Origin of the sequence: Pseudomonas mandelii, assembly GCF_900106065.1 — a bacterium.
Classification (GTDB): Bacteria; Pseudomonadota; Gammaproteobacteria; order Pseudomonadales; family Pseudomonadaceae; genus Aquipseudomonas; species Aquipseudomonas mandelii.
This window is the reverse complement of record NZ_LT629796.1, coordinates 3198687-3224771: the sequence shown is the minus strand read 5'-3', so window position 1 is coordinate 3224771 and position 26085 is coordinate 3198687. Positions and strand designations below refer to the sequence as shown.

The 26085-nt window shown below is 57.6% G+C and carries 19 protein-coding genes and 1 pseudogene; 11 read left to right on the top strand and 9 right to left on the bottom strand.

Going from position 1 to position 26085, the window contains the following annotated elements; all coding sequences use genetic code 11:
• Positions 1–2: 2 nt before the first annotated feature.
• From BLU63_RS14760 to BLU63_RS14730, 7 genes are all read left to right on the top strand, one after another.
• Positions 3–2111 (top strand): TonB-dependent receptor family protein, encoded by a 2109-nt coding sequence (locus BLU63_RS14760; protein WP_032861803.1) that lies wholly within the window; start codon positions 3–5, stop codon positions 2109–2111.
• A 74-nt stretch (positions 2112–2185) separates the two neighbouring features.
• A complete protein-coding gene (locus BLU63_RS14755; RefSeq protein WP_032861802.1) occupies positions 2186–3385 on the top strand; it encodes an ATP-grasp domain-containing protein in 1200 nt (399 codons plus the stop codon).
• A complete protein-coding gene (locus tag BLU63_RS14750; protein WP_032861967.1) occupies positions 3382–5163 on the top strand; it encodes an IucA/IucC family protein in 1782 nt (593 codons plus the stop codon). Before BLU63_RS14755 ends, BLU63_RS14750 begins: the two co-directional genes overlap by 4 nt.
• Complete coding sequence (locus BLU63_RS14745) at positions 5148–6290, top strand: MFS transporter (RefSeq protein ID WP_032861801.1); 1143 nt, start codon at positions 5148–5150, stop codon at positions 6288–6290. The genes BLU63_RS14750 and BLU63_RS14745 overlap by 16 nt, the downstream gene beginning before the upstream one ends.
• Complete coding sequence (locus BLU63_RS14740) at positions 6287–8062, top strand: IucA/IucC family protein (protein ID WP_050593417.1); 1776 nt, start codon at positions 6287–6289, stop codon at positions 8060–8062. The genes BLU63_RS14745 and BLU63_RS14740 overlap by 4 nt, the downstream gene beginning before the upstream one ends.
• Complete coding sequence (locus BLU63_RS14735; RefSeq protein ID WP_032861800.1) at positions 8059–9243, top strand: type III PLP-dependent enzyme; 1185 nt, start codon at positions 8059–8061, stop codon at positions 9241–9243. The genes BLU63_RS14740 and BLU63_RS14735 overlap by 4 nt, the downstream gene beginning before the upstream one ends.
• Before the next feature lie 329 nt (positions 9244–9572).
• Positions 9573–11696, top strand: coding sequence for a TonB-dependent receptor (locus tag BLU63_RS14730; protein ID WP_032861799.1), 2124 nt, complete (start codon positions 9573–9575; stop codon positions 11694–11696).
• A 203-nt stretch (positions 11697–11899) separates the two neighbouring features.
• Here BLU63_RS14730 and BLU63_RS14725 read toward each other — a convergent pair whose 3' ends face one another.
• The 4 genes from BLU63_RS14725 to BLU63_RS14710 are packed head-to-tail and all read right to left on the bottom strand — an operon-like array spanning position 11900 to position 17183.
• Complete coding sequence (locus BLU63_RS14725; RefSeq protein ID WP_082422834.1) at positions 11900–12313, bottom strand: hypothetical protein; 414 nt, start codon at positions 12311–12313, stop codon at positions 11900–11902.
• A complete protein-coding gene (locus BLU63_RS14720; RefSeq protein ID WP_050593416.1) occupies positions 12313–14406 on the bottom strand; it encodes a hypothetical protein in 2094 nt (697 codons plus the stop codon). The genes BLU63_RS14725 and BLU63_RS14720 overlap by 1 nt, the downstream gene beginning before the upstream one ends.
• Positions 14396–15937: a site-specific integrase gene (locus BLU63_RS14715; RefSeq protein ID WP_143513825.1), complete on the bottom strand. Its 1542-nt coding sequence runs from the start codon at positions 15935–15937 to the stop codon at positions 14396–14398. The genes BLU63_RS14720 and BLU63_RS14715 overlap by 11 nt, the downstream gene beginning before the upstream one ends.
• Positions 15930–17183: a tyrosine-type recombinase/integrase gene (locus BLU63_RS14710; RefSeq protein ID WP_050593414.1), complete on the bottom strand. Its 1254-nt coding sequence runs from the start codon at positions 17181–17183 to the stop codon at positions 15930–15932. The genes BLU63_RS14715 and BLU63_RS14710 overlap by 8 nt, the downstream gene beginning before the upstream one ends.
• A 132-nt stretch (positions 17184–17315) precedes the next feature.
• Between BLU63_RS14710 and BLU63_RS14705 the strand changes: the two are divergent.
• Positions 17316–17849: pseudogene (locus BLU63_RS14705) on the top strand (histone deacetylase family protein); the annotation flags it as partial.
• Positions 17850–18131: 282 nt separating this feature from the next.
• The gene (locus BLU63_RS14700; RefSeq protein ID WP_174604227.1) at positions 18132–19373 is read left to right on the top strand and encodes a TIGR03862 family flavoprotein; all 1242 of its coding nucleotides are present in this window, start codon (positions 18132–18134) and stop codon (positions 19371–19373) included.
• A 117-nt stretch (positions 19374–19490) separates the two neighbouring features.
• Here the strand turns inward: BLU63_RS14700 and BLU63_RS14695 are convergent, their stop codons facing one another.
• On the bottom strand, positions 19491–20825 hold the full coding sequence (locus BLU63_RS14695; RefSeq protein ID WP_077749917.1) for a DEAD/DEAH box helicase: 1335 nt from the start codon (positions 20823–20825) through the stop codon (positions 19491–19493).
• A 78-nt stretch (positions 20826–20903) separates the two neighbouring features.
• Positions 20904–21830: a drug/metabolite exporter YedA gene (gene yedA, locus BLU63_RS14690; protein WP_083375700.1), complete on the bottom strand. Its 927-nt coding sequence runs from the start codon at positions 21828–21830 to the stop codon at positions 20904–20906.
• 163 nt (positions 21831–21993) lie between these two features.
• Between yedA and BLU63_RS14685 the strand changes: the two genes are divergently transcribed.
• Positions 21994–22449 (top strand): Lrp/AsnC family transcriptional regulator, encoded by a 456-nt coding sequence (locus BLU63_RS14685; protein WP_010467415.1) that lies wholly within the window; start codon positions 21994–21996, stop codon positions 22447–22449.
• 288 nt (positions 22450–22737) lie between these two features.
• On the opposite strand, the gene BLU63_RS14680 is transcribed toward BLU63_RS14685, so the two are convergent.
• On the bottom strand, positions 22738–23253 hold the full coding sequence (locus tag BLU63_RS14680) for a BRO-N domain-containing protein (RefSeq protein WP_083375699.1): 516 nt from the start codon (positions 23251–23253) through the stop codon (positions 22738–22740).
• Between the two features lie 468 nt (positions 23254–23721).
• Between BLU63_RS14680 and BLU63_RS14675 the strand changes: the two genes are divergently transcribed.
• On the top strand, positions 23722–24726 hold the full coding sequence (locus BLU63_RS14675; protein ID WP_083375698.1) for a hypothetical protein: 1005 nt from the start codon (positions 23722–23724) through the stop codon (positions 24724–24726).
• A 130-nt stretch (positions 24727–24856) separates the two neighbouring features.
• Here the strand turns inward: BLU63_RS14675 and BLU63_RS14670 are convergent, their stop codons facing one another.
• Together BLU63_RS14670 and BLU63_RS14665 are read right to left on the bottom strand one after the other, a co-directional pair.
• Positions 24857–25468: a 3'-5' exonuclease gene (locus BLU63_RS14670; RefSeq protein ID WP_083375697.1), complete on the bottom strand. Its 612-nt coding sequence runs from the start codon at positions 25466–25468 to the stop codon at positions 24857–24859.
• Between the two features lie 22 nt (positions 25469–25490).
• Complete coding sequence (locus BLU63_RS14665; RefSeq protein ID WP_010467410.1) at positions 25491–25970, bottom strand: LabA-like NYN domain-containing protein; 480 nt, start codon at positions 25968–25970, stop codon at positions 25491–25493.
• Between the last annotated feature and the right edge of the window lie 115 nt (positions 25971–26085).

Below are 26085 nucleotides of genomic sequence, written 5' to 3'. Positions count from 1 at the left end.
ACATGAAAACAACAACAAACTCCCTACATTTTTCACTCAGTCTTATCACTTTGGGCATCTGTCACGGTGCCGTGGCCGCCGATCAACCCGTCGATTTGTCCACCAGACCTGCCAGTAACATGGAACTGGCACCCATGATGATTCAGGGTGACGTTCTCGGGACGGCCAGCGATCAGGAGGTGCGTACCTATGCCGGCAGTCGCAGCGTTGTCGACTCCAGCGAACTGAAAAAAGCCAGCGTCCGCGGTGTGGACGACGCGCTGCAACGGGTACCGGGCATCAAGATCTTTGACGAAACCGGCACCGGCGCCTTGCCACAGATATCGGTACGCGGGCTGTACGAGAGTCGTAGCGGCCGGATTCAAGCGTTGTCGGATGGCATTCCACTAGCACTGGCGCCGTACGGCCAGACGGGTCTGTCGCTGTTTCCAGTGACCATGGCCACTGTAGACCGTATTGATGTCGTGCGTGGGGGCGCAGCGGTGCAATACGGTCCGAACAACGTTGGCGGGGTGATCAACTTCATCAGCAAGCCGATTCCGCGCGAGTGGGAAACCACTCTGCAGGAGAAGTTGACGTTCAATGCTGGCGGGCGCCAGTTGTGGGACAACTATGTGGGCACCGGCGGCTACCTGACCGACAACTTCGGCCTGCAACTGGACCTCAATACCCTGGGTGGCGAATACGGGCGCGAGCACTCCGAGACCGATGTGCAGAACTACCGTCTGCGCGGCCAGTGGAACATCGACGACGATCGCGATCTGAGCTTCGGTATCCAGCACTACAAGGCCGATATGGACCTGGCCGGAGCACTCAGCGTGCAGGATTACAAGGATGATCCACGGCAATCGACGCGTCCGCTGGACCGCTTCGAGGGCGACACCAATCGCGTGTGGGGCACCTACACCCAGCGCCTGGGCGCCATGGGGCCGTTCGACTCAGTAGAATACAGCTGGACCAACTTCGCCCACGACAGCTACCGCAACTTCGTAGTCGGCCTGCCGTTCACTCCGGACGGTACGGCGGTGACCAAACAGGACGGCCCACGCGACTTTAAAGTCTGGGGCACGGAGCCGCGCATCAGTGCCACCATCGATGGCGACACGGTTGGCCAGACCTGGTTGCTGGGCGCCCGTTATGTCAGCGAAGACATCGACTACAAGGTCAACCGCCAGCGCGTCGCTACCGGCGTGACGACGCCGTTCCGGGACTGGAAGTTCGATGACGACGCCCGCGCGTTCTACCTCAGCAACGCCATCAGTCTGCTCGATCATCGCCTGACCATCACCCCCGGCGTGCGCTACGAAAACGCCCGCATGGATTACGCAGACGGCATCACCGGGTTCTCGCGCGAGAACAAATCCGAAGAATGGCTGCCGGGCCTGACGGTGGGTTACCAGGCGACCGACGCCTGGTTTGTCTACGCCAACGCCCAGAAGTCCCTGCGTCCACCGCAAGTCACGCAGATCGTCAAGGAAGGCGATGTCGGCGCCGAACTGGCGTGGAACTACGACACCGGCGTGCGCTATACGCCATGGGACGGCATGCGCGTCGACTTCAACTTGTACCGCATCGATTTCGACGACCAAATCAGCTACAACGCCACGACTGACCGCTTCAATAACCTTGGCAGCACACGTCACCAAGGTTTCGAGAGCGAGATTTTCTGGACGCCGCAAGCTCTACCTGATCTGGACCTGCACGCCAGCTATGCGTACCTCGATGCCAAGCAACGCAACGGCACATTCAAGGGCAACGAAGTGCCGTACTCCTCGCGCAATCAGTTCACGGTTGACGGTCGTTACCGTTTTGCCGAGCACTGGACCTACAACCTTGACGGCCTGTATGTCAGCAGCGCTTACACCGATGCCGCCAACTCCAGCGATGAAGATGCCACAGCCAGTGTGGGCAAACTGCCAGCTTACTGGGTCTGGAACACCGCCATTGAGCGTGAGTTCGAGCTGGCAGACAAAAGCGTCCTGACCGCGTCCGCGGGCATCAGCAACCTGTTCAACCGCGAATACTACTTCCGCGGTATCGACACCAGCCCGTGGGGTCGTCAACCCGCGCCAGAGCGCTCGCTCACCCTAGGCGTCAACTACCGCTTCTAAACCGCGCACTTGCGCACTTGTAAACCAGTGCCCGATCCTCCGGGACGGGCAACTGCTGCCCCCAGGAAACTGCCATGCAACGCCCATTCGTCATTCTTGCCCACGTCGCCCACCCTGCCATTCTTGAGGGTTTCCTGCCTGCCGCGCACAAACGCGGGTTGCCGATCGTGGTGATCACCGACCACGCTCAGGAACACCGGCGCCTGCTCGCCACCTCGCACATTTCGCCGGATGAGCTGCACGTTATCGAATGTGATGTGTTCAATCCGCTAGCGGTCGTCGAGACACTCAACAGCCAGGGTTTGCGCCCCGCCGCAGTGTTCTCCAACAGCGATCACCTGCAGACCGCGACAGCAATGGTGGCCGAGATATTCGAATGCCCCGGCAAGGACTGGCGACTGTGCTATGCGGCAAAGAACAAGGCGGCCATGCGCGAGCGCATGCAACGTCTCGGCTTGCCCGGCCCATGGTTCCAGGTGATTACATCGAATTCCAAACTGCCGACCGATGCGCCATGGCCGGTGGTCGCCAAGCCTCGTGAAGGCGTCGCCAGCCTGGACGTCAGACTGTGTCACAACGCCGCCGATCTGGCCGTTTACTGCAAACAGTTCTGGCAGCAGCAACCGGACCGGGCGTTGTTGCTGGAGGCGTACATGGAAGGTCCTTTATTCACCCTCGAGACACTGGGCGACGGGCGCAACCTGCAAGCCATCGGTGGCTTCGACGTCACCCTTTCAGCACCGCCGCATTTCGTAGAACTCGCCGCACGCTGGAATGGACAACTCAGCCGCGCGCAGCGCGCCGGCGCGCTGGCTCAAGTGGCCGCGTTCGGGGTCAATTTCGGGGTTTGCCACAGCGAGTTCATTCTGACCGCCCAAGGCCCGGTACTGGTTGAGATCAACTATCGCAGCATCGGCGATGGTCGCGAGTTCCTGCTTGATCGGCTGCTGCCACAGGGTTGGTTCGACCGCATCGTCGCTTTGTATTTGGGAGACAGCCTGATCGACGCGCAACCGGCGCAAGCCGAAGCAACCGTTCATTACCTTGTGGTCGACCGCTCGGGGCGTCTGGATCAGGCCAGCGCCAGCTTCAACGTCGAACGTGAGGGCCATTGGTGCGATTACCGCGCACTTCACAACACCGGCGACACCGTGACCATCAGCCATTCCAACAAGGACTACGTCGGCGTACTGAGACTGATCGCGCCGGATGAGGTGAGCCTCGAAGCGCAACTGAATTCGACTCTGAACGACCTGAAATGGGTGATGGCATGAGCCTGTATCCGGACGCCGCGGATCAGGCGTTCATTACTCGACGCATCATCGATTGCTGCCTGCGCGAGGACATCCGAGGGATCGTCAGCACAGGACAGATTTGTCGGCTGCCGGAAGAACTGAGTCAACACTTGCAGCATCAGCCCGACGCAAGCTGGCTGCGAATCGCCCATCTGGGCGCCGACGAACTATGGCTGCCGGTGGTCAAGGCGTATCCGTTGCAGGACTGGATCGGTACAGGCGACGCCTGGATCAAAGTGTCGCCGCAAAGCCACGGCGAGGTTCAACACGGCTACGGGCTCTGGCTGGGCCACCTGAGCCACGGTCTGGACGAAGAAAGTCTGACGCTGTTCGCGGCGTACCTGAAAGAAGCGGATTGCGCGACCGAACACCGGACCCTGTGCAATCAGGCGTATCGCCAGCATGGCCCTGCGCTGAGCGACGTGACTGCCCTGAAAGACTGGTCGCAGAGGCTGCTGAAGATCGATCAACTGGCGAGCTACCTGGATCACCCGTTTTATCCAACGGCGCGGGCCAAAAGCGGCTTCGATGCCGCCGCGCTCAAAGGCTACGCGCCGGAGTTTGCGCCGCGCTTCGAACTCAACTGGCTGGCGATTCCCAACAACGCCCTGACCCTGACCAGCCCACAGCCGCTGCACTGGCCGGACTTCGAGGACGTCGGCTTGTCACCGACCTTGCAAAACAGCCATTCATTACTGCCAGTACACCCGCTGACATGGGGCGAACTGGAGCAATACGGCCTGCCTGAAGGAACGCTCAAGGCTCCACGTTCGGCCATGCAGGTCGAACCTACGCTGTCCGTGCGCACGGTGGTCTGCATCAATCAACCTCAGTGGCACATCAAACTACCGTTGTTAGTCAGCACGCTCGGTGCGCGCAATTTGCGCCTGATCAAGCCCAGCACCCTATACGACGGTCACTGGTTCCAGACCACCCTGCAGGCCTTGACCGAGCGCGATCCGGCACTGGCGTCACGTTATCTGCACGTTGACGAAAAACACGGTGGTCATGCCGACGAAAGTCGTCACCTAGCCTATATCGTGCGCCGTTACCCGACGGGTCTTGAGAACACCACACTCGTACCTGTCGCCGCGTTGGCCAGTCCGCTTGCCGATGGACGCCTTTTCCTCGAACAGTTGGCCGAGCGCTTCTACGCAGGTTCGTTGCAACACTGGCTGGACGATTATCTCGATCTGCTGCTGCAGGTCCATCTGCGGTTGTGGCTGCATTACGGCATCGCGCTGGAGGCCAACCAGCAGAACGCCGTCTTGATGTTCGAACAAGGTCAGCCATTGCGCCTGCTGATGAAGGACAACGACGCCGCTCGCCTGTGGCCTCAGCGCTTCACCCATGCGTGCCCGGATCTCGCTGATCTGCCGGCAGTCTTGCAGGACGAGCGCATTCGCGTCGACAGCAGCCAACCGTTGGCCGAGATGTTCTGCACCATCACCTTGCAGCTGAATATTGTTGCGATCCTGGAAGCGATAGCGACCGCAGGCCTGGCCTCTCGATCCGGTCTGTACGGCACGCTGCGTCAGCGTCTCATGACCTGTCTGCAACATCTCGAAGCAGAAGGCATCGACTGTGACGACGCGCGTCAATGGCTGCTCGACAGCCCGAAACTGCCGGTGAAATACCTGCTCAGCGCCGGCAGCCTGTTCAGCAAGGCGCATTCCGGTGCCAGCGACATCAACAAGTTCTATGGCTACAGCGCGGCGAACTTCCTGCTGGAGGATGCTCCATGCAACGGAGTCTGATCACCAGCGTTCTGCTGGGGCATTACCTGTCGGCTTTCACGGCGCTGGGTATTCCGTTGTACTTGCCGCGCATCCTCGCCGACCTCGCACCTGACACACCAGGCTGGGCCATCGGGGTGCTGTTCGTACTGCCGACACTCTGCACCGCACTGGCGGCGCCGATCTGGGGACGCTGGGCCGATCGCAACGGTTGTCGCTTGTCGTTGCTGCGTGCGCATGCCGGACTGTTCGCGGGCTTCCTGCTGGCAGGCTTCAGCCCCAATCTGCCGGTGTTCGTCCTGGCATTGATCATCCAGGGCACCTTCGGCGGCGCGATGGCGGCGTCCAACGCCTACCTGTCGACTCAGTTCAAGGAAGGCGATCTGTCCCGCGCCCTGAACTGGACGCAGTATTCAGCACGTCTGGCGATGATCAGTGGCCCAATCCTGTTGGGGCTGCTGACCTCACAGGGTTTGGGATTAAGCCTGTATCGCTATCTGGCCTGGTTACCGCTGCTGGCGTTTGTGCTCGTCCTGCCGCTGCCCAAGGACGCCCCCAAACATGCCTTGAGCAGCAAGAAAGCCGTGGCCTTGGGCGAACTGCCTGAAGACATGCCGCGGCTGATGGCGGTGCAGTTTCTGTTCAGCTTCGCGATGGTCGTCACCTTTCCCTATTTCGTGCCCTTCGGCGAACAACTGAAAATTGGCAACGATGCCTTGATCGGCGTGCTCTACAGCCTGCCGCATCTGGTTTACCTGCTGGCCCTACCCTGGGCTCAGAAGCATCAGGGCAACCTGCTGTTGCCGGGGCTGGCGCTGCTGGCAATCAGTAACGCGTTGCAATTCTGGAGCGTGCAGGCCGAGCCGCTGTTCGCTCTGCGTCTACTCAGCGGGGCCGGCATGTTGCTGAGTTTTGTCGGGCTGCACCGCTGTCTGAGCCAGCGCAGCCGCCAAGGCAGCGCCGGCCGCCTGTTTGGCTGGTTCGACTCCAGTGGCAAATGGGCCGGCACTGCTGCCGGGGTCACTGCCGCTCTGGTCAGTCAGACCTGCGGCATCGCGTCCCCCTTTCTCGTTGCGTGCCTGGCGGCCATAGCGGCCATGGTGCTCGCCCGCCCTCTATTGATGACTTCCCGGGAGATTCCGGCATGACTTTCGCTCTGAATACCGCATCGCTGAACACCGTATCCCAGCATGACCATGCCCTCGATGGCGAAGCCCAACGACATGCCATCGAGTGCCTGCTCAATTGCTATTTGCGCGAATACGCATTGCCCCGCAACGAAGTGAACCTGAACGATCAAGCACAGGATTTGCCGATGAGCCTGCGCCAAGCCAACAGTCGTTGCATCAGCATTCGCCTGCCCAGTGGCCGGTTGATCGTACGCATCGACCGCGCCAGTCTTCTGGGCCGCTGCCACTACATCAGCGCCCCCTACTTCAAAGGCAATAACCAGAGCTGGCGACCGTTGGACGCCCACGAACTGGCGCGCCTGCTCTGTACCCCGCTGAGTGGAGCCGACCGCGTCGGCGAGATGCTGCAACAGATCGGTAACAGCCTGCAGATCACCCGTACCTTTCTGCGGCATTCACGCCCGGCCAACCAAGCAGCCGACAGCCTGCTGGCGTCCGAGCAACATCAGCTGTGGGGCCATGCCCTGCATCCGACACCGAAAAGTCGCGAGGGCATCTCCCATGACGATTTGCTGACCTGCTCGCCGGAAGTTGGGGCGCGCTTTCAGTTGCACTGGTTCAAGGTTGATCCGACGCTGATTCGTCATCAGGGCGAGGATCCGCGCAGCACGCTACGCCAACTGTCGGGGCGTGAGGGCGCCTATCCGTGCCACCCTTGGGAAGTCGCCCGCGTGCTTGCTGACCCGCTGGTGCAACGGGCGCAACAACAGGGTTTGATCACCTACCTCGGCCCCCTGGGTCAGGCCATGTACCCGACGTCGTCTGTGCGCACGCTCTACCATCCGCAGATGGCCTACTTCATGAAGTTCTCGATGCACGTGCGCCTGACCAACTGCGTGCGCAAGAACGCTTGGTATGAACTCGACAGCGCCGTCGCCCTCACTCACCTGCTCGGCCCCATCATGAGCGAGTTGGCGACGCAACAACCGGGCTTCATGTTGATGCCCGAACCCTGCGCCACCAGCCTGGACCTCAGCGCCCTGGGTACGCTGGAGGAGGCCCGCGAAGTCACCGAATGTTTCGGTATCGTTTACCGGGAAAACCTTTCCGTCGCCGAACGCGAGCGTTATCAGCCGCAAGTGGCAATGGCGCTGTTTACCTGGGATCAACAAGGTCGCAGTGTCTGCCGCCCACAGGTACAGCGCTACGCCGACAACACCGGCTTGACCATTGAGCAAGCCACGTTGAACTGGCTCGATGCCTATGCCGGTCAGATGCTCGGCGGTGTGCTGTATTGCCTATTCCGTCAGGGCGTGGCGCTGGAGCCGCATTTGCAGAACACGGTCATCGGCTTCGCTGAAAACGGCCTGCCCAGTCAGGTCTGGATTCGCGATCTGGAAGGTACCAAGCTGGTCCCTGAAATCTGGCCCGCTGAACGCCTGAGTGCGCTGGATGAACGCACCCGCAGCTCGGTGTACTACAGCGCGCAAAAGGCCTGGCAACGAGTGGGCTACTGCGCACTGGTGAACAATCTCGGCGAAGCGATCTTCCATCTGGCCAACGGCAGCGGCATGCTGGAACAACAATTGTGGGACCGAATCGGCGACCTGCTGCACGCGCAATCCACGCGTCTGGGCCATCCGACAGAACTGCGTGAGTTGTGCGCCGGCGCGCCCTTCCCAAGCAAGGAAAATTTCATGACGCGCCTGATGATGCGCGCCGACCGCGAGGCCGATTACACGTTACTGCCCAGCCCGCTGACGATGACTGAAAAGAGGAAACACGCATGAGCCTTCCTGCCTCCGTCACCCAACGCATCGAGCAGCTCAAGACTGAACACGACGCGCCATTGTGCGCCTACGTCTACGACCTGCCTGCCCTTGAACGGCACGTAAAGGCAATGCGTCAGGTACTGCCCGAAAACTGCGAATTGTTCTACGCCGCCAAGGCCAACCCGGAAGCCCTGGTGCTGAAAACCCTGGCGCCGTGGGTAGACGGATTCGAGGCGGCCTCCGGCGGCGAGCTGACGTGGCTGCATGAACAGTGCCCCGACCAGCCGCTGATCTTTGGTGGCCCTGGCAAACTCGATCGCGAACTGGATATCGCCCTGCAGTACCGGATTTCGGCGTTTCACGTGGAGAGCGTGACCGAACTGCGCAGTCTGGCGCGCATCGCCCGCGAACGCGGTGTGCGGGCTCCGGTGATGCTGCGGCTGAATCTGAAGCTGGCCCAGACACCGCAGAGCCGATTGGTCATGGGTGGCAAACCCACGCCGTTCGGTCTGGATGAAGAAGGCCTTGCAAGCGCCCTGCAATTGCTGCGCGAAGAGCCGTCCCTAGAGCTCAAGGGACTGCATTTTCATCTGTTGTCGCACCAGCTGGATGTCGACGCGCACCTTGAATTGATTCGCAGCTACTTCCTGACCTTCCGCCAGCTGTGCGCCGACCACGACCTGCAACTGCCGCTACTGAATGTCGGCGGAGGGATGGGCATCAACTATCAGGACGCGGCCAGGTCATTCGACTGGCCACGGTTTTGTCAGGGCCTGCAGGGGTTGATCAATGAATACGACATGGGCGCGACCCGCATACGTTTCGAGATCGGCCGCTTCATCAGCGCTGCCTGTGGTTACTACGTCATGCAGGTGCTGGACATCAAAAGCAGTCACGGCGAGTTTTTTGCCATCGGACGTGGCGGTACCCATCACTTTCGCACGCCTGCGGCTCAAGGCCACAATCATCCGTTCACGGTACTACGAGGCTCGCAGCCGGCACAAATCAGTGATCAGTCCGTGACGCTGGTGGGCCAGTTGTGTACACCAAAAGACGTCCTTGCCAGACAACAACCAGTGGCGCAGCTAACGATTGGTGACCTGCTAGTATTCACTCTCGCGGGCGCCTATGCCTGGAACATCTCGCACCAGAACTTCCTGATGCACGAACCGCCGTTGAAGGTTTTTATCGAGGGCTGATTCCACGCTATTGTCAGCCTCTGTGCTGCCCTTCCCGTATCTGTGGCTGCTTGTCCGATGTGTCCTTCAAACTCTTCGGACCACTACAGTTTGCCTATCCCTTATGTTAAGGGGGGGGGGAAACGGTGTCCTGTCTTTCAGAGGGCTCGTCCAGATGGGATGATTGCAGTCCTTCAACCAAGCAAGTTGGAGGGAGCGCTCCTGTCGGCCACCTATTAAGTTGAGACGGTCGTTCCGAGTCGTGCCAATGGCTTGAATCAGAATGATATGTATTTACTTACAAAAGATAACCGTTATCATCTGCGCGATAATTCATACAAAAGGTGTTCATGGTGGCTCGATCGCGCATTTACCCAGTCTCTCTGTCGTTGCTGGGCGTTCTGGTTGTACCTGATTTACAGGCAGAAACGGAGTCTGCTCTAACCCTACCGGCAACCGCTGTGAACAGTGAGTACAGCGAGCAGAGCTACATGTCGACCGAGAGCAGGAGCGCGCTGAAGATCGATGCCCCTCTACGAGATATCCCGCAAACCGTCAACGTAATTCCCCAGAGCGTTATCAAGGATCAGGGGGCTCAGTCGATGGAAGACGTGCTGAAGAATGTCCCCGGTATCGGCCTGTCCAATGGCGATGGCCAGCGCGATCAAGTCACCATCCGTGGTTTCAGCGCCATTGGCGACATGTACGTCGACGGCATTCGTGACGATGCGCTGTACTTCCGTGATCTGTCCAACGTCGAGCGGGTGGAAGTGATCAAGGGGCCGGCCGCAGTGCTCTATGGCCGAGGCTCTTCGGGCGGTCTGATCAACAGCATCAGCAAGAAGCCCAACTTCACGCCCAAGCAGGAGGTCGGTGTCAGTGTCGACAGCGAGGGCAAAAAGCGCACTCAGTTCGATGCCGGTTGGGCCGATCAGCAACAGGGCGATAAAGCCTTTCGTGTGACAGGGGCGCTGGAGAACAGCGACACCTTCCGGGATGACGGCTACATCGACCGCAAGGCCATCGCGCCTTCGGCCTACTTCAAGCTCTCCGACGATCTGGAACTGAACCTGGGCGCTACCTATCTGTATGACAAGCGCCTGATCGACTTCGGTATCCCAGCACGAGGCGACCGTCCAGTCGATGTGGACCGCGATAAGCGTTTCGGTTCCGCTGATCCAGATGACGATTACACCCGCAGCGAAGTGTTCTCGTTCACGGCCGGCGTCGATTACAGCATCAATGACGACTTCACCCTGAGCAACACCAGCCGCTACTACCACTACGACCTGGATCGCAACAATACGCTCGCGGACTCCAGTCCAACGCGTTTCGTTACCGCCGCCAACGGCGAATTGCTGGTAAAACTCAACCGCGGCAACGTGCAGCGCAAGGAAGACGGTTGGTTCAACCAGACCGAACTCAAGCAGCGCGCCGTGCTCGCCGGGATGAACCATAACCTGCTCTATGGTGTGGAGCTGGGGCGCCAGGTGAAGGACCAGTCCGTGTTCAGCCAACCCAACGTGGCAAGGGTGCCGGTGTACCGCGATGCTTTGGTCGACGTGCCGTTCCAGGCCAACCGGCAAACCGCCAAGGGCACCAATACTCAGGACACTGCCGGGTTCTACGTGCAGGACCTGATCGAACTGGCGCCGCAGTGGAAAGCTCTGCTGGGAGTGCGTTATGACGTGTTTGACCAGGAATACGCCGATGACCTGACGAACAAGGAACTCTCCCGCACCGACACTACCTGGAGTCCGCGAGTCGGTCTGGTCTACCAGCCTGATCATGTGCAGTCCTATTACGTCTCGGTGAGCCGTTCCTACCAGCCCTCTGCCGAAATGTTCGCTCTGAGCACGACGAACCAGGACCTTGAGCCGGAGGAAACCACCAACTTCGAGATCGGCGGCAAATGGGACCTGCTCGACAATCGCCTGGCGTTGACGGCGGCGCTGTTCCGGCTGGAACGCACCAACATGAAAACCACCGATCCGGCGAACCCGACCAAACTGGTGCTTGCGGGAGAGCAGCGTACTGATGGTCTCGAACTGACCGCCAGTGGGCAGTTGAGCGAAAAATGGCAGGTATATGCCGGTTACGCCTATCTGGATGCCGAGATCACCAAGTCCAACAGCCGTACCAACGGTATCGCCAACGAAGGCCAGACTCCGACCTTGACCCCGCGCCACAGTGCCAATTTGTGGTTGGTACGTTCTTTGACACAGGAGTGGCGTGTAGGCATGGGGGCGAACTATGTCGATGACCGTTACACCGCCTTGGATAACCAAGTGGTCATGCCGGCCTACACCACCGTGGACGCAGCGTTGCTCTACAACCAGCCGAAATGGGACATGGCCCTGCGTCTGCGCAATGTCTTCGACAAGGACTATTACGCTTCGGCGCATGGCTCGGTGGATCTGATCACACCCGGCGCACCACGGACGCTGGAGCTGAGCACCAACTACCGCTTCTGAGTACGGACCTGAAGAACAAACGCCCGGCATTGTCGAGCGTTTCCTCACGGCTGGGCCTGTACTCCCAGCCGTGCAGTGGCAGCTTTCAAAAGCCCAACTAATCTTCAATGCGCGGGTTTGAGTGAGAATCTGTCGTGTGAGAGCTTTAACGATACGAGTTTGCTCTTATAGATCAATGGCTTGAGATGAAACGGCAACAGACCCTAGGGTGTCTGCTGTCGATTGATGATGGGCAGAGGGCGGGAAAGAAACTGTTCATCCAAGCCCCGAATGTAAGCGTTATAAGCCCAGCGTACAAACTGCTCGAGCAATCGATCATTCTCCATCCGCAGACGTTGATTCTCCGCTTCCAAACGAGCAATTCGCTCGTTTGCAACTTGTAATTCAGGACTGCTGGCCTTCTTCACTCCTACTGTGGTTGAGAGTGTTTGCTTACGCAGTATGAACGCACGCCGAATCCGCTCATGTTTATGCAGAGTCTGGCGCGTGTAGGTTCCTCGTAAACGGCGAGCGACGCTTAAGATCAGCAGGTCCCACGTCAGTTTTCCAGACCAACCATCCAGGATCGACACGATCTGCTCTATAGCATCTGGGGTTAGATTTCTCGAACGAGACATTACAGGTCCTCAGCCTCTATGCATGGCACATCTGGATCTTCAGTGTCTGGTCCCGGCAAATTACGCTTGTTCAATATTTTATGGTGGGTCAGCAACTGTTCCAGCCTTGACGCTGGGACGATCCCACGCGGCTGGATAATTGCATTTGCGGCAACGGAAGAGTCCTCAAAAATGGCACACAGTTCATCCAGTCGTTTAAGGGTCAGTGTCTGGTGCTCGACCCAACGGTTGGCACCAAACTCCTCCTCGCCCAGCGCTTCTAACGCTTTTGCGAGGAGGGCCTGGGTTTCCTGACGATACTGGCGTATAGCCTGCTCTCGGACCACATCACCTTTGATGCATACATGCTCATCACAATTGGGGCAATCTCGATGGAGTTGGCAAGGCAACATGGAAAAATCGTGCAGGCAATACCCCAAATCCGTTGTATGGGCGGTCATGATCTTCAGCGTCGCAAACTGATCCCGCGAGATCAAACTACTTGGAGGGATACCTGCCACATGACCTGCCGACTTTTCCGGGTCACCCAAAGCGGACCTCGCGAGCGCCAACACATCCCTATCGGACTGATGGTCATAGCACTTGTTTTGTCCGAGTTTGGCGCGACCGCTCCATTTGGCGATGTCGAGTTGCGATAATCCGCCCATCTGTGCCACGGTATTTAAAAAATGGCGAAATTGATGCGTCGTGATACTCATTGGACTGCCATCTAACTCACGATAACCGAACCGTTCGAAAATATTGAGAAAAGTTCGAGTACTACCTAGTTGCTTCTGAGTATAAGCGGTGTCTGGCAAGACGATTACCCCACGGTACGTTCCCCACAACTCGGTTAGCTCATTCAGCCGTGTCAAGCAAAGCGCTTCACTGTACTTCAGGTTGTTCTTCTGATCTGCCAGCGGGAAGTTAGCTGGCAGCATCGAAAGGATTACTCGCTCAACGTCCGCGAACAAAAACCTCGGAGCATGTCTCTGCTGTGGGTCATATGGAATATGTTCAAAAATCCCCTGCTTTCTGCACCACCCCGCCCCTTGCGCGGTTTGATTGCCATTGGGGGGTGGGGCGAGAAAAACAATCGCGCCCACCTGTTCTGAACTAATTAACGACCGCCCCCGTAACGCCTCCAGCTCCGTTGGCAAATACATCGCATCAGGGTGCTGCTCATACCACCGTGCCACTTCCCGCGCTGGCGTGGAAATGGTCCTGAGCTTACTCACCGCCTCGCGGGCAACACTGGCCATGGATTGCACCACCCATTTGACTTGTGCCTTACCACCCTTTGAAGGCCGCCAGCGCAATCCATACAGTTGTTGATTTGCTTTTGGATCGAACTCCTCGACTTCACACTGGTTTGAAATGGACATCACCTCATTAATGCGGCTCGGCGCCGACGCAAGCAACGCACAGACACTGGAGGTAAAAATATCGCCTGGCTTCTCGGCGGTTCTGAAAATTTCGGCAATCGCTTCTAACGAAGCTGACGAGGGCAGACGGGCCCGGCGCGACGCATCAAACTCTGGGCCAACACTGCGCACAAAGTTCGCTGGTGCCCGAAGTGGATTTTGCCATTGAAGAGGCAGCGTACAGAGTTGATGCTCCACCAGGAACTGCGAAATGCGTTTGAGTTCTGCCCCGGCAAAAAATGCGGCAGAGGCTTGGTAGCGTTCGTTTAGTATCGCGCACGCACGATTAAAATGCCCCAGACTTGCCTTAATAGGTGTGACACAACTCTCCGTTTCTTCCAGAGCTACAGCGAGGGAGCGGAGCGCGGCCAATCGTGAACTGACGGTTGTATACGCGCACAACGAATAATCATAACGGCAGTAGGCTTTGGCAAAGTCTTTGTAAGGCTGAGGCAAGCAACAGGAATCCTTTTGCCCTCGTCCACTGGGGAATCCATGAAATCGCATGCTTGAACAAGAATTACGTCGTTTCAATCGAACAAAATTGGTGACATCCCAACTGTCCGCCTCAAAGACCAACTCACTGCCAAAAGCCGTCAGAGACTCTCTGGCGAGGGTAACGAAGTCCCTGAGATTGTCCTCAGCCGCCTGCTCTGCTCGGGGCTTAAACAGGATTACCCTATCGTCCATGAGCCTGCTCCTTTCTGCTGCGACATAATTGGACCACTTCTGCCACTGCGAGCAGCGTTCGATCGTTGATCGCCGCGATACGACCGTCCGGATAGCGTTTAGCATCCGCTAGCAAGAAATCCAGGACCGCCTCATGCGGCCCGTCCAACCAAGGTTGAAAACACTGACAGGTGTAACAGGCCACGGGGGCAAATAATCCGCAGAAACTGAAGCTGCCACATGACCCCATTGGCCGTGCGCTTTGATCGATACGCAAATCGATAATTCGGCTGGAGCGGTCTGCTCCACGAACGGCATTGTCCTCATGAGCTATCAGTTGACCTTTAAAAGCTTGAGCCAGAGGCGCCATGTACAGCGCAGTCGCCTTTTCAATCCGCATCGCAAGCTCTGGTGTCGCAGCTACATAGACAGCCGCAGAGTCAGTTCGCGAATGATCAAGCAAGTCCGCAATGACCAAAACCCCGTGCCCTTCACGCGCAAGATTCGTCCCTAACGTACGCCGAAAGCGCAAGGCACAGATGTTAACTATTTCCCCCGTGCGCTCAGAGCGGACGGATAGCTTGTCCAACGCGGTCACCAACAATTTCCGTAAATTCTCGCTGGTACGGTGGTATCTGGCCCATCCTGGCCCGTCCGCCAAATACTGTGACTGCCGGGGTAAAGGAAACAGGGGCGCCTGCTGGGGGTCTGGAAACGCTCCAATAAAGCGCTCACTGACGCGTCGGGCATAATCAAACAACGGTCGACCAATTTGATTCACCAGCGCTCGCGGCTTGAGTTCCTGGCGGAGCAATGCGTTTTGTTGCTTCGCACGCGGAACAAGCAAAAGAAAAGACTCTGTTCCATCCGCAGCCACCGAGCGCACAACATCACAAACCTTTAAGGCTGCCAACTGAACAGGGCGGGAACCCAACGCAATAAACAACCATGCCAGCAGGTATATGTCCTCACTCAAACGCCCTGCGCCGTAAGCTTCATTCAGGGCATCTTGAATACCCACTTGCTCAATTGGAGTAAATGGACCCAACTCGGGATCCCACGTCAATACAGCGATTCCGGTTTCTCGCTTCCGGAGCTTTTTCCTGTCCAGGACGTACACCACATCATCCTGAATACCCGGCAAGCTCATGGCATGCCATCGGCGTAAAAACGCAAAGAGATCGCGTGTTTGAAAGTCATTGGCATCGCAATGTATCAATACGTCATTTCCGCAGATAGTTTCCAACGGTTCAACGCGCCCCTCTTGCAATCGCAAGGCAAATGCTTTTAAAGCCGCAAAGCGACCCATCACAGTACTTGGCGCCCTATTTTCAACGAACCAAATCAACGTAAGATGGAATGAAGCCATGAGCACAGCAGAAAAATGTAGCCCAGAAAAATCCATGTAAACCGAATACACACCGTCCCGGTACGACCAAGCAGGCCGGTTAGGATCAAACGCGATACCGCTTTTGCTACGAATTACCGACGGAAGTGAAGGACAGAAATCAATTCCATCGATTACGTAGTTTTCCCCTGGTTTTTTAATCATCGGAAGGAGCCTCCACACGCAATTGTTTTTGCATTTGCAAGGACACAGCGGTGGCTTTTTTCTTGATATGACGCTGGTTATACACAATCGCCATTCCGGATGTTTCGGACCACCCCATCAATCGTGACCGCAGTTTTTGCTCCATGGTCGGCGACACATCACTTCTATCAATCGCTTCCGAAAAAATATCGTTCCAGGTATGGCGAAGGAGATGAGGGCAGATGTTTTCTGGTAGTTCCGGACAGTGTTGCCGTAAAGTGATAAATACTTTATTTAGCGCCGCAAGACTCAGTGGTTTTCCTGAGCCACCGGCTACCCAAAGATATTCATGCTTACGCGAGCCTGTAACATTTCGACGAATGGACATTACATACGCTCGCGTGAGCGCTACCAACTCTGCGTCGAGCGCTAATAATCGACCGCTTGTTTTGGCATTCGGCTGTCTCAACCGTGGATCCGCCGGATCGTCTGCCCTCCTGGCAATTAAAACTTCATTGGTCTGAAAGTTAATATCCGAGATTTTGACACCAAGCAACTCACCTCTCCTGACTCCCAAGGACAATAGCCAGCGAATCATTAAGTAGTTTCGCTGCCGAACAAATTCATGAGACCACGGATTATGCTCAAACTCTGGAGCAACCACCTGTTGCAGTAGCGATACCATTTGTTCAGTTAGGCCCTCACGAGGCGTAACATTGGATAAGCGCTGCACTGAAGGAATGCGAGCCTTTATGGCTGTAGAAACCAGTTCACGGAGTTTTTCCACCCCTGAAAAATGTGGGTTTCCTGCGCCTGTTTTTAGTAAGTGGTCGGTCGCAATCCAGTCAAGGTAACGGGCAATGTATAAAAGCCGTATAGCAATAGTACCAGGATGAATTTTTGGCGTACTAAAGCCACTGGTAGACCATGGCGATACAAACTTTCCATTTCCAATTTTTTTTCTGTCGCCCGCTGTAATTGGTAATTTACACGCCCCAACGATAGCTTCTATGTCTCCAACCGTTAAAAACTGGCCGTCGCGCAAACGGGCGGACAAATCTATCTTTAGTTCATCAAAAACAATGAACAGCACCATCAACGACCGAAGCGCCTGTTGGAGTGTGCTCGTCGACAAATTCGCCGTTCGTAACTCTGTCAGTACCCAAAGGTTAGCGCTGTGCACGGGCATGCCGTCTTGCTGAAGGCAAAGCACTGGAAAGCGCTCACCACCGTCGAACCGCACGAGTTTGATTCTGTAAGGGTTCATTGTTTACACACTCCTAAGGTAAACTATAATAAACCCTAGACTACAATCCTACTTTTCGCAAAAAAGTACGCTAATCCTCTGTTTTTATTATATTTCCCTCCTAAATATTTACGTTTTAATAGAAGTCGGCGCTACTGCATCTTCAATGACCTGGCGGTGATCAGCCATTTCCTGCTGGAAAGCGGCCGTGTGAATCGGGTGCTGATCTTCGATTGCGACGTGCACCAGGGCGACGGGACTGCACGGATTCTGCACAACACCCCGGAGGCGGTGACTGTTTCCCTGCACTGCGAAAAGAATTTTCCTGCACGCAAGGCTGAAAGCGACTGGGACATCCCGCTGCCAAAAGGCATGGGCGATGCCGATTACCTGAAGGTGGTGGATGACGCGCTGAATTATTTGCTACCGCTCTACCAACCGGATCTGGTGTTGTATGACGCCGGCGTCGACGTGCACAAGGACGACGCCCTCGGTTACCTGAAGCTGACCGACGAAGGCGTGGCCGCTCGCGATGAAAGCGTGATGCGCCACTGCCTGGGGCGGGATATTCCGGTGGTAGGAGTGATTGGCGGCGGCTACAGCAAGGACCGCCAGGCCCTGGCGCGCCGCCACGGCATCCTGCATCACAGCGCGCAACGGGTCTGGCAGTCATCAGGGTGTCATTGAGGTGTGAGTCTTTACCCACAATGCCTGTGGAACTGCCTGTGGATAACCTGAGTGAAAGGGTCTGCAGGCCATGCTTCATATAGCATGCAGAGCACTGGTTGTTTTTTGATCACTATTTTATGAACACCCCGGAACCAATGTAGGAGCGAGCCTGCTCGCGATGAGGCCATCACATCCAACATCGATTTTGACTGACCCACGGCCATCGCGAGCAGGCTCACTCCCACAGGGATCTGTGCTGATAGAATGCCCGGCTTATTCCGCCGAACCGCAGCGCACTCCATGACCCAGCCCTCGACCTCCTCCCCTTCTCACGTCGCCATCATCGGCGGCGGCCCCGCCGGTCTGATGGCGGCCGAAGTGCTGAGCCAGGCCGGGATCAAGGTCGACCTGTACGACGGCATGCCGTCGGTGGGGCGAAAATTCCTGCTGGCCGGTGTCGGCGGCATGAACATCACCCATTCCGAAGCCTACCCGGCGTTTCTCTCGCGCTATGCCGAACGCGCGCCGCAGATTGCCCCGCTGCTTCGCTCATTCGGCGCTGATGCGTTGTGCCAGTGGATTCATGACCTGGGCATCGAAACCTTCGTCGGCAGCTCCGGCCGGGTGTTTCCGACCGACATGAAAGCGGCCCCCCTGTTGCGCGCCTGGCTCAAGCGTCTGCGCGAGGCCGGCGTCGTTATCCACACCCGCCACCGCTGGCTCGGCTGGGATGACCACGGTGGGTTACGCATCGACAGCCCCGATGGCGAAACCATCATCAAGCCCGACGCCACCTTGCTGGCCCTCGGCGGAGGCAGCTGGTCCCGCCTTGGTTCGGACGGCGCGTGGATGCTGCCATTGGAGCAGCGAGGCGTAGGACTGATGCCGTTGCAACCGAGCAATTGCGGCTTCGAGGTGCAAGCCTGGAGCGAGTTGATGGTCAGCAAATTTGCTGGCGCGCCGCTGAAGAACATCGCCATCGGCCTCAATGACGACGTGCCGCGCTTGGGCGAATGCGTGATCACCGCGACCGGGATCGAAGGCAGCTTGATCTACGCCCTCTCGGCACCGATTCGCGAGGCCATCAATCAGCACGGCTCCGCCACCGTTCATCTTGACCTGTTGCCGGGCCGGCCTGTGGATAAAGTTCAGGCGGCGCTGAGCAAACCCCGTGGCTCCCGCTCCATGTCCAAACACCTGCACAGCCAGCTCGGGATCGATGGGGTGAAAGCGGCGTTGCTACGCGAACTCACACCGGCCGAAAGCTTTGCTGATCCGGCGTTGCTGGCCAGGGCGATCAAGGCGTTGCCCCTGATGCTGGTTAAAACCCGTCCACTGGACGAGGCCATCAGCAGCGCCGGAGGCGTGATGTTCGAGTCGATGGATGAACGGCTAATGCTCAAGCAATTGCCTGGGGTGTTCTGCGCGGGGGAAATGCTCGATTGGGAAGCGCCGACCGGCGGCTATCTGCTGACCGCGTGTTTCGCCAGTGGGCGTGCGGCGGGGTTGGGGATGGTGGAGTGGCTGAAGCGCAAGGCTTGAAGACCGAGTCGTGCCCATCGCGAGCAGGCTCACTTCCACACTGGATCTGTGTCGTTCACAAATCCCCTGTGGGAGCGAGCCTGCTCGCGAAGGCGTCCTGACAGACGCCGAAGCTTTTTAAGGCTTCTTCTTACGCGGCCCAGTGTTAAACACCGGCACTTTGCGCACAGGCTTGATCGAAGGCTCCGGCGCCGAAGCATCCCCACTCTCGACCCACTTACCCAGATTGCGTTTACCGCCACCGGAGGTTTTCGGCTTCTTCGGTTTTTTCGGCTTCTTGACGACCTGACCGCTGGCGTCGGTATCCGGCACCCGGTGCTCAGGTTCGAAGTCATGTTCCATCTGCCGTGGCAATGTCTGACGGGTCAACGTCTCGATGGCCGACAGCAGATTCACTTCATCGGCACACACCAGCGAAATGGCCTGCCCGCTTGCACCCGCGCGACCGGTACGACCGATCCGGTGGATGTAGTCCTCCGCCACGATCGGCAGGTCGAAGTTGACCACCAATGGCAAATCTTCGATATCCAGACCACGGGCCGCAACGTCGGTGGCCACAAGAATCTGCACTTCACTGGCCTTGAACCGGTCCAGCGCACGCTGACGGGTTGCCTGCGGTTTGTCGCCGTGGATGCCGTCGGCATTGATGCCCAGGCCCTGGAGTTTTTCCACCAGCGCGTCCACACCATTGCGGGTCTTGGCGAACACCAGCACCTGCTTCCACTTGCCCTTGCGCATCAAGTGAACGAACAGTTCAGGCTTGCGCTTCTTGTCCACCACCACGACCCACTGCTTGACGGTGCTGGCAGCGACGTTGCGCGGGCTAACTTCGATGCTCAGCGGATCGTTGAGCATTTGTCCAGCCAGCAAGCGGATCGCGTCGGAGAACGTCGCGGAGAACAGCAGCGTCTGACGTTGCTTGGGCAGCACGCGGTAGATATTCCCCAGCTCCTCGGAGAAACCCAGATCAAGCATGCGATCGGCTTCATCCAGAATCAGGGTTTGCAGCTGATTGAACTTGAGGGCCTTCTGGCGATACAGATCGAGCAAACGACCCGGCGTCGCCACCAGCACGTCAACACCCTTGCGCAGCTTCATCATTTGCGGGTTGATACTGACGCCGCCGTACACGGCATAAGTGCTCAACGGCAGGTTCTCGGCGTACTGACGCACGGCTTCGTGAACCTGTTCGGCCAGTTCGCGGGTCGGCACCAGGATCAGTGCGCGCACCGAGTTAGACGCCACTTTCGGCCCTTCCATGGCCAACAATTGCAGGAGCGGCAGCGCGAAGCCGGCGGTCTTGCCAGTGCCGGTCTGGGCGGCGGCCATCAGGTCGCGACCGGCCAGCACCGCCGGGATGGCTTGCGCCTGAACCGGCGTCGGGGTCTGGTAGCCGAGCGTCTCGAGAGAGCGCAGCAAGGGTTCGATCAGGCCAAGGGTGGCGAAAGTCATGGGATTACCGTAGGAAAATTCAGCGCGGGTTTTTCAAAACAAGTGTGCAAAACAAGATGCAATGGCGCGCAGTTTACCCTAATTCACACTCGATTCTGTCTGCACCACAGCAGCAGGTCGTTCCGGTGCCCGACGCCACTGCGGCAATCCGATCAACACCACGGCACTGATAATCACCAACATGGCCAGCGCTTCTTCGATGCCAATGGTTTCGCCGGCAAATACGATCCCCAGCAACACCGCGACCGCCGGGTTGACGTAGGCATAACTGGTCGCTGCCGCCGGCCGCACGTTTTTCAACAGGTACATGTAAGCGTTGAAGGCGATGATCGAACCGAAGAAGGTCAGGTAGGCCAGGGCTGCCCAGCCTTCGATCGGCGGCATCGCCTGCAGATGCTCGCCGCTCAGCGCGCTGCCGATCAGCAATGCCACGCCGCCCACCAGCATTTCCACGGCACTGGCCATGGCGCCCTGAGGCAATGGCAATTGTTTGCTCCAGACCGAGCCGAACGCCCAGGACGCGGCCGCGAACACCAGCAACGCCGCACCCAGCGGGCTCGATTGCAGGTTTGAACCGAGGTTGAGCATGGCGATGCCGATCAGCCCGAGCACAATGCCGGCCCATTCGAGACGGGTATTGCGCGCGCCCCAGAAATAGCCGCAGAGCAAGGTAAACAGCGGCACCGTCGCCACCGCCAGTGCCGCAACACCGGAAGCGACACCCGTGTGTTCGGCCACACTGACCGCGCCGTTACCGCACGTCAGCAGCAAAATCCCGATGATCCCGGCGGCTTTCCACTGCGCCCAGGTCGGGGCCGGTGCCCCGCGCCAGCGCAGGAAGGCGTACATCAAACTCCCGGCGATCACGAAACGGATGCCGGCGAGCAGCAACGGCGGCCAGTACTCCACGCCGATGCGGATCACCAGGTAAGTCGAGCCCCAAATCACGTACAACGCGAAAAAGGCGGCGATCAACGGTAAGGGGAAACGACGTAAGCCAGGCATGGGCAGCTCGATGACAGGACAATGTGAACGGCTATTCTAGAAAGGCCAGCGGCTTAAAATAAGTTACAAAACCTGTTTATAGCGCCGGTACACTTTTCAAAACACGGAGATTGACGCTATAAGCCGTGTTTTCGAAAGTCAGTCATTTTTCAGGTATACGACAATGGATAAATACGACCGCATGCTGCTCAGCGCCCTGCTGGAAAACGGCCGTGCGTCCTACGCCGACCTGGCGCGCAAGGTCAACCTGTCCGCCCCGGCCGTGGCCGAGCGCGTGGCCAAACTCGAAGCCAGCGGGGTAATTACCGGTTACCAGGCGAAAGTCGACATGGCCAAGCTTGGGCTGCCGATCCAGTGCGTGATCGAGTTGCGCCTGAACCAGCATGGCAACCAGAAGGCCTACGACGACCTGATCAAAATCCCACAACTGACGGAATGCCACCGGGTCACGGGTGATCCGTGCGTGATCATGCAGGCTGCGGTGGGTTCGATGCCGGAGCTGGAGGAGTTGATCAACCGAATCGCCAAATTCGGGTTCAGCAAGACCTCGATTGTGCTGTCGAGCGCGATAGAGAAGCGCGTGCCGCTGGGGCAATTGGAAGGCAACAGCAAAGTCTGAAAACGGCGCAGTCCCTGTAGGAGCGAGCCTGCTCGTGATAGCGGAGTATCAGTCGACATCAACGTTGAATGATAAATCGCTATCGCGAGCAGGCTCACTCCCACAGGGGATTTGCAGTGCTTTCAGAACCCGCGATGGCGCTTAAGGCCAGGTGCGACGTCAGGTTGGCCGCCATTTCAGCATCGGCCATGGCCCGGTGAGCCTGTCCACAACCCCACCCCCACGGATGTCAACTGATTCCTGTGGGAGCGGCGGTGCGACGATTCGACTTGCCAGCGAAGCGATCTGTCAGACGCCGCAGTAACTTGCAGGCAACAAGCCCGGCATATCCCGCAGGCGCACCCAAGGTTCTTTGCGCCAATGCAGCAGTCGCAGCGTTCCGCCCGCCCATTCCATCGCCCGCATATGCGGCGCTTGATTCGAAATGGACCCGACTTCCTCCCGCAACATCGGCACCACGTCGTGGGTCAGCCAACGTCGTAAATGGCGGTTTTCCGGGCAGTAGTGATAGACCAGCATCGCGTACACGCCGGACTCGCTAAGCATCAGTGTCTCTTGCGAGCCATCGTTTCCAGACAGTCGCATCACTTGCCGCTGATCCAAATCAAGCTTGAGCGCTTGCCGTCCGTTTAGCTCCACCCCCATCAGCCGCCCGATATCGCGAGCACAGAACCAAGCCTCTGCATGCAGCAACAGGGCTCGCAGCTGGATGTGATGACGGATGAATGTTTTGGGGATGAGGTGAGCTGCGCTCGTAGCTGATTGCGCAGAGTCTTCGGGGGGATTGGGGGTAACTTTGATCATGGCGAATCTCCTGAGAAAGTCGGAGCTGCCAGCATCACTTGCAGATGATGGGTGGCAGCTATGCGCGGGTCTGCAAGACCGAGTAGGAGACCACCCCCGGCAGACCCGAAGGTCTCCCGCACACAGCTACCATAAATCGATGGTCGCTCATTAAAGCGACGCGATTATAGGTGCGCCGGTGGTCTCATAACAAACTGTCGGCGGGCTTGCAGACCCGGTCGCTGAATTGGCAGCGACAGTCAAAAGGTTATCGATGCCACAGATGAGGGGCAAGACAGACATTCCCTATTATTCGGTAGGACCGATCATCAAACCGGAGGCGTCGTTAAACACATCAACTCACTGTTCAAACGCGAAACTGCCATCACACGATGGACGCCAGGAAAAGCAACAGATACTGTCGTTTGAGTGACGGCCAGGCGCTCTCCCCCGAAAACAAAAAGCAATTTGAATGAGAGGATCTCTGAGATGACATGGAAAGGAACTCTGCGCTCGATGCAAGCGTCAGCTCGACGGGCTGAGCGTAACTCGAAGCGTCGTCAACGTGAGCTTCAAGTGCAGGAAAAAGAATACGCAAAGATGGAGGCTCGTGAGCAAGCAGCCTACGAAGTTGAAGTCTATGAAAATCACATCGAATTGCTGTTATCGATGCATAAGGACTCTGGAGAGGACATCGATTGGAACGAGTTCGTGCAACGACCTGCACCACTCAAACCCGTCGCGCTCAACACCTTAGAAAACCAAGCCAGAAAGAACGAAACAAGCTACAAACCTGGCTTCATCGCTCGCTCGTTGAAGCTGGAGACCAAAAAGCGCCGTAAGTTGGCAGAGGCCGTTCAAACCGCAGTAATCAAAGACAAACAGCAGCTGGACCAAGAGTTGACAGAATGGGAATCAAAAAATAACGATTGGAAAGAAGAGTTCGAGCTTGCTCAAGGAATACTGAATGGTAACGGCCCGTCCAAAATTGAAGCCATCAAGCGGATAGACCCTTTTACTGATATTTCGCATCTCGGCACCGCTATAGTCGTCTCTATCGCTGGCGACGGCATTCTTGAATGCACGCTCTCGGTTCACGGCGAAAAAGTAATCCCTCAAGAAATAAAATCACTACTACAGAGCGGCAAGCTTTCCGCTAAAAAAATGCCGACCAGCAAATTCAATGAACTGCTGCAGGACTACGTGTGTAGCTGCGTTTTGCGGGTCGGACAGGAGTTGTTGAGCATTCTGCCGGACGATCTTGTCATCGTTACAGCCATCGATACATTGCTCAATTCTGCAACCGGCCATCTGGAAGAACAACCAATCCTGAGCGTAGCGATCTCGCGTGAGACGCTATTCAGACTGAATATGCAGAGCATCGATCCATCAGATTCGATGAAGAACTTCGTGCATACGATGAATTTCAAGAAGACAACAGGTTTTATGCCCGTGAGCAGGGTAAGTAGCCGAGATTTCGCGAAACCTGCGTAATCAAAGAGCTGCAGCAGAACCAATGTAGGACCGAGCCTGCTCGCGATAGCGGAGTATCAGTCGACATCAACGTTGAATGATAAATCGCTATCGCGAGCAGGCTCGCTCCCACAGGGGATTTGCGGTGTCTTCAGAACCCGCGATGGCGCTTGAGGTGTTCGTTGATCTTGGCCGCCGGCACTTTCTGCAAGCTGACCAGCAAATCATGGGACAACTCGCGCAACCCGTGCTTGTGCCGCAGCTCTTGCGCCAGGTGCGCCGTGAGGTTGGCCGCCATTTCGGCATCGGCCATGGCCCGGTGGGCCTTGCCGGTGTTGGGCAGGCTGGCGAAGGTGGTGAGGGTGCCGAGTTTGTGGTTCGGCGCGGCGGGCATCAGGCGGCGGGCCAGTAGCAGCGAGCAGGCGAAGTTCTGCAAGCGGGTGCGCTTGATGCGGCTGAGTTCGAAGTCCCAGAACTTCTGGTCGAACGCGGCGTTGTGGGCCAGCAGCGGCGTGAGCCCGACGAATTCGTTGACCTCGTTCATCACCTGCTCTGCCGAGGGCGCGGTGCGCAGCATGGCGTTGCTGATGCCGGTCAGTTGCTCGATGAACGCGGGCACGCGCACGCCGGCGTTCATCAGGCTCTGGTAACGCTCGACGATGCGCCCCTGTTCAAGGATCACCACGGCAATTTCCGTGGCCCGGCAGCTGCTGCTCGGGGAGATCCCGGTGGTTTCAAAGTCGATGACTGCTATGCGTTCCAAACCTGTTTCAACTCCGTAAAAATCAATTCTTGAGCAGCAACGCGCCTTCGATCGGCACGTAGCGGCTGGCGGCGCGGATCAGCGAGTTGGCCGTCAAGCCCGGCACGCCGTAAGCCACGGCTTGCACCCCGTGCTTGGTGATGATGCGTTCCAGCAGCATGTCGAAATCACCGTCGCCGGAAGCCAGCACCACTTCGTCGACATGATCGGCGGCGTCCATGATGTCGAGGGTGATGCCCACGTCCCAGTCGCCTTTGGCCGAGCCGTCGCTGCGCTGGATGTAGGGCTTGAGCTTCACGATGAAGCCGAGGTTGCGCAGGATCTGCTGGAATTGCTGCTGTTTGCTGTCGCCGCGATCAATCGCGTAGGCGTAGGCCTCGACGATCTCGCCCTGTTTGCTGATATCAGCCCACAGCGCGGCGTAGTTGAAGTGGCAACCATAGGCCTGACGCACGGTGTAATAGAGGTTTTGAACGTCGGCGAACACTGCGATTTTTTTCACCGTGCATCCTCTTTGGCGCAGTCGCGCGCAGGCTGGGTCAGGCACCAGGCCCGAAAAGTGGCCCAGTATGCCAGCCTGAAGGATTGTTCCGCGAATAATCGGCCCGAAGCCTCTT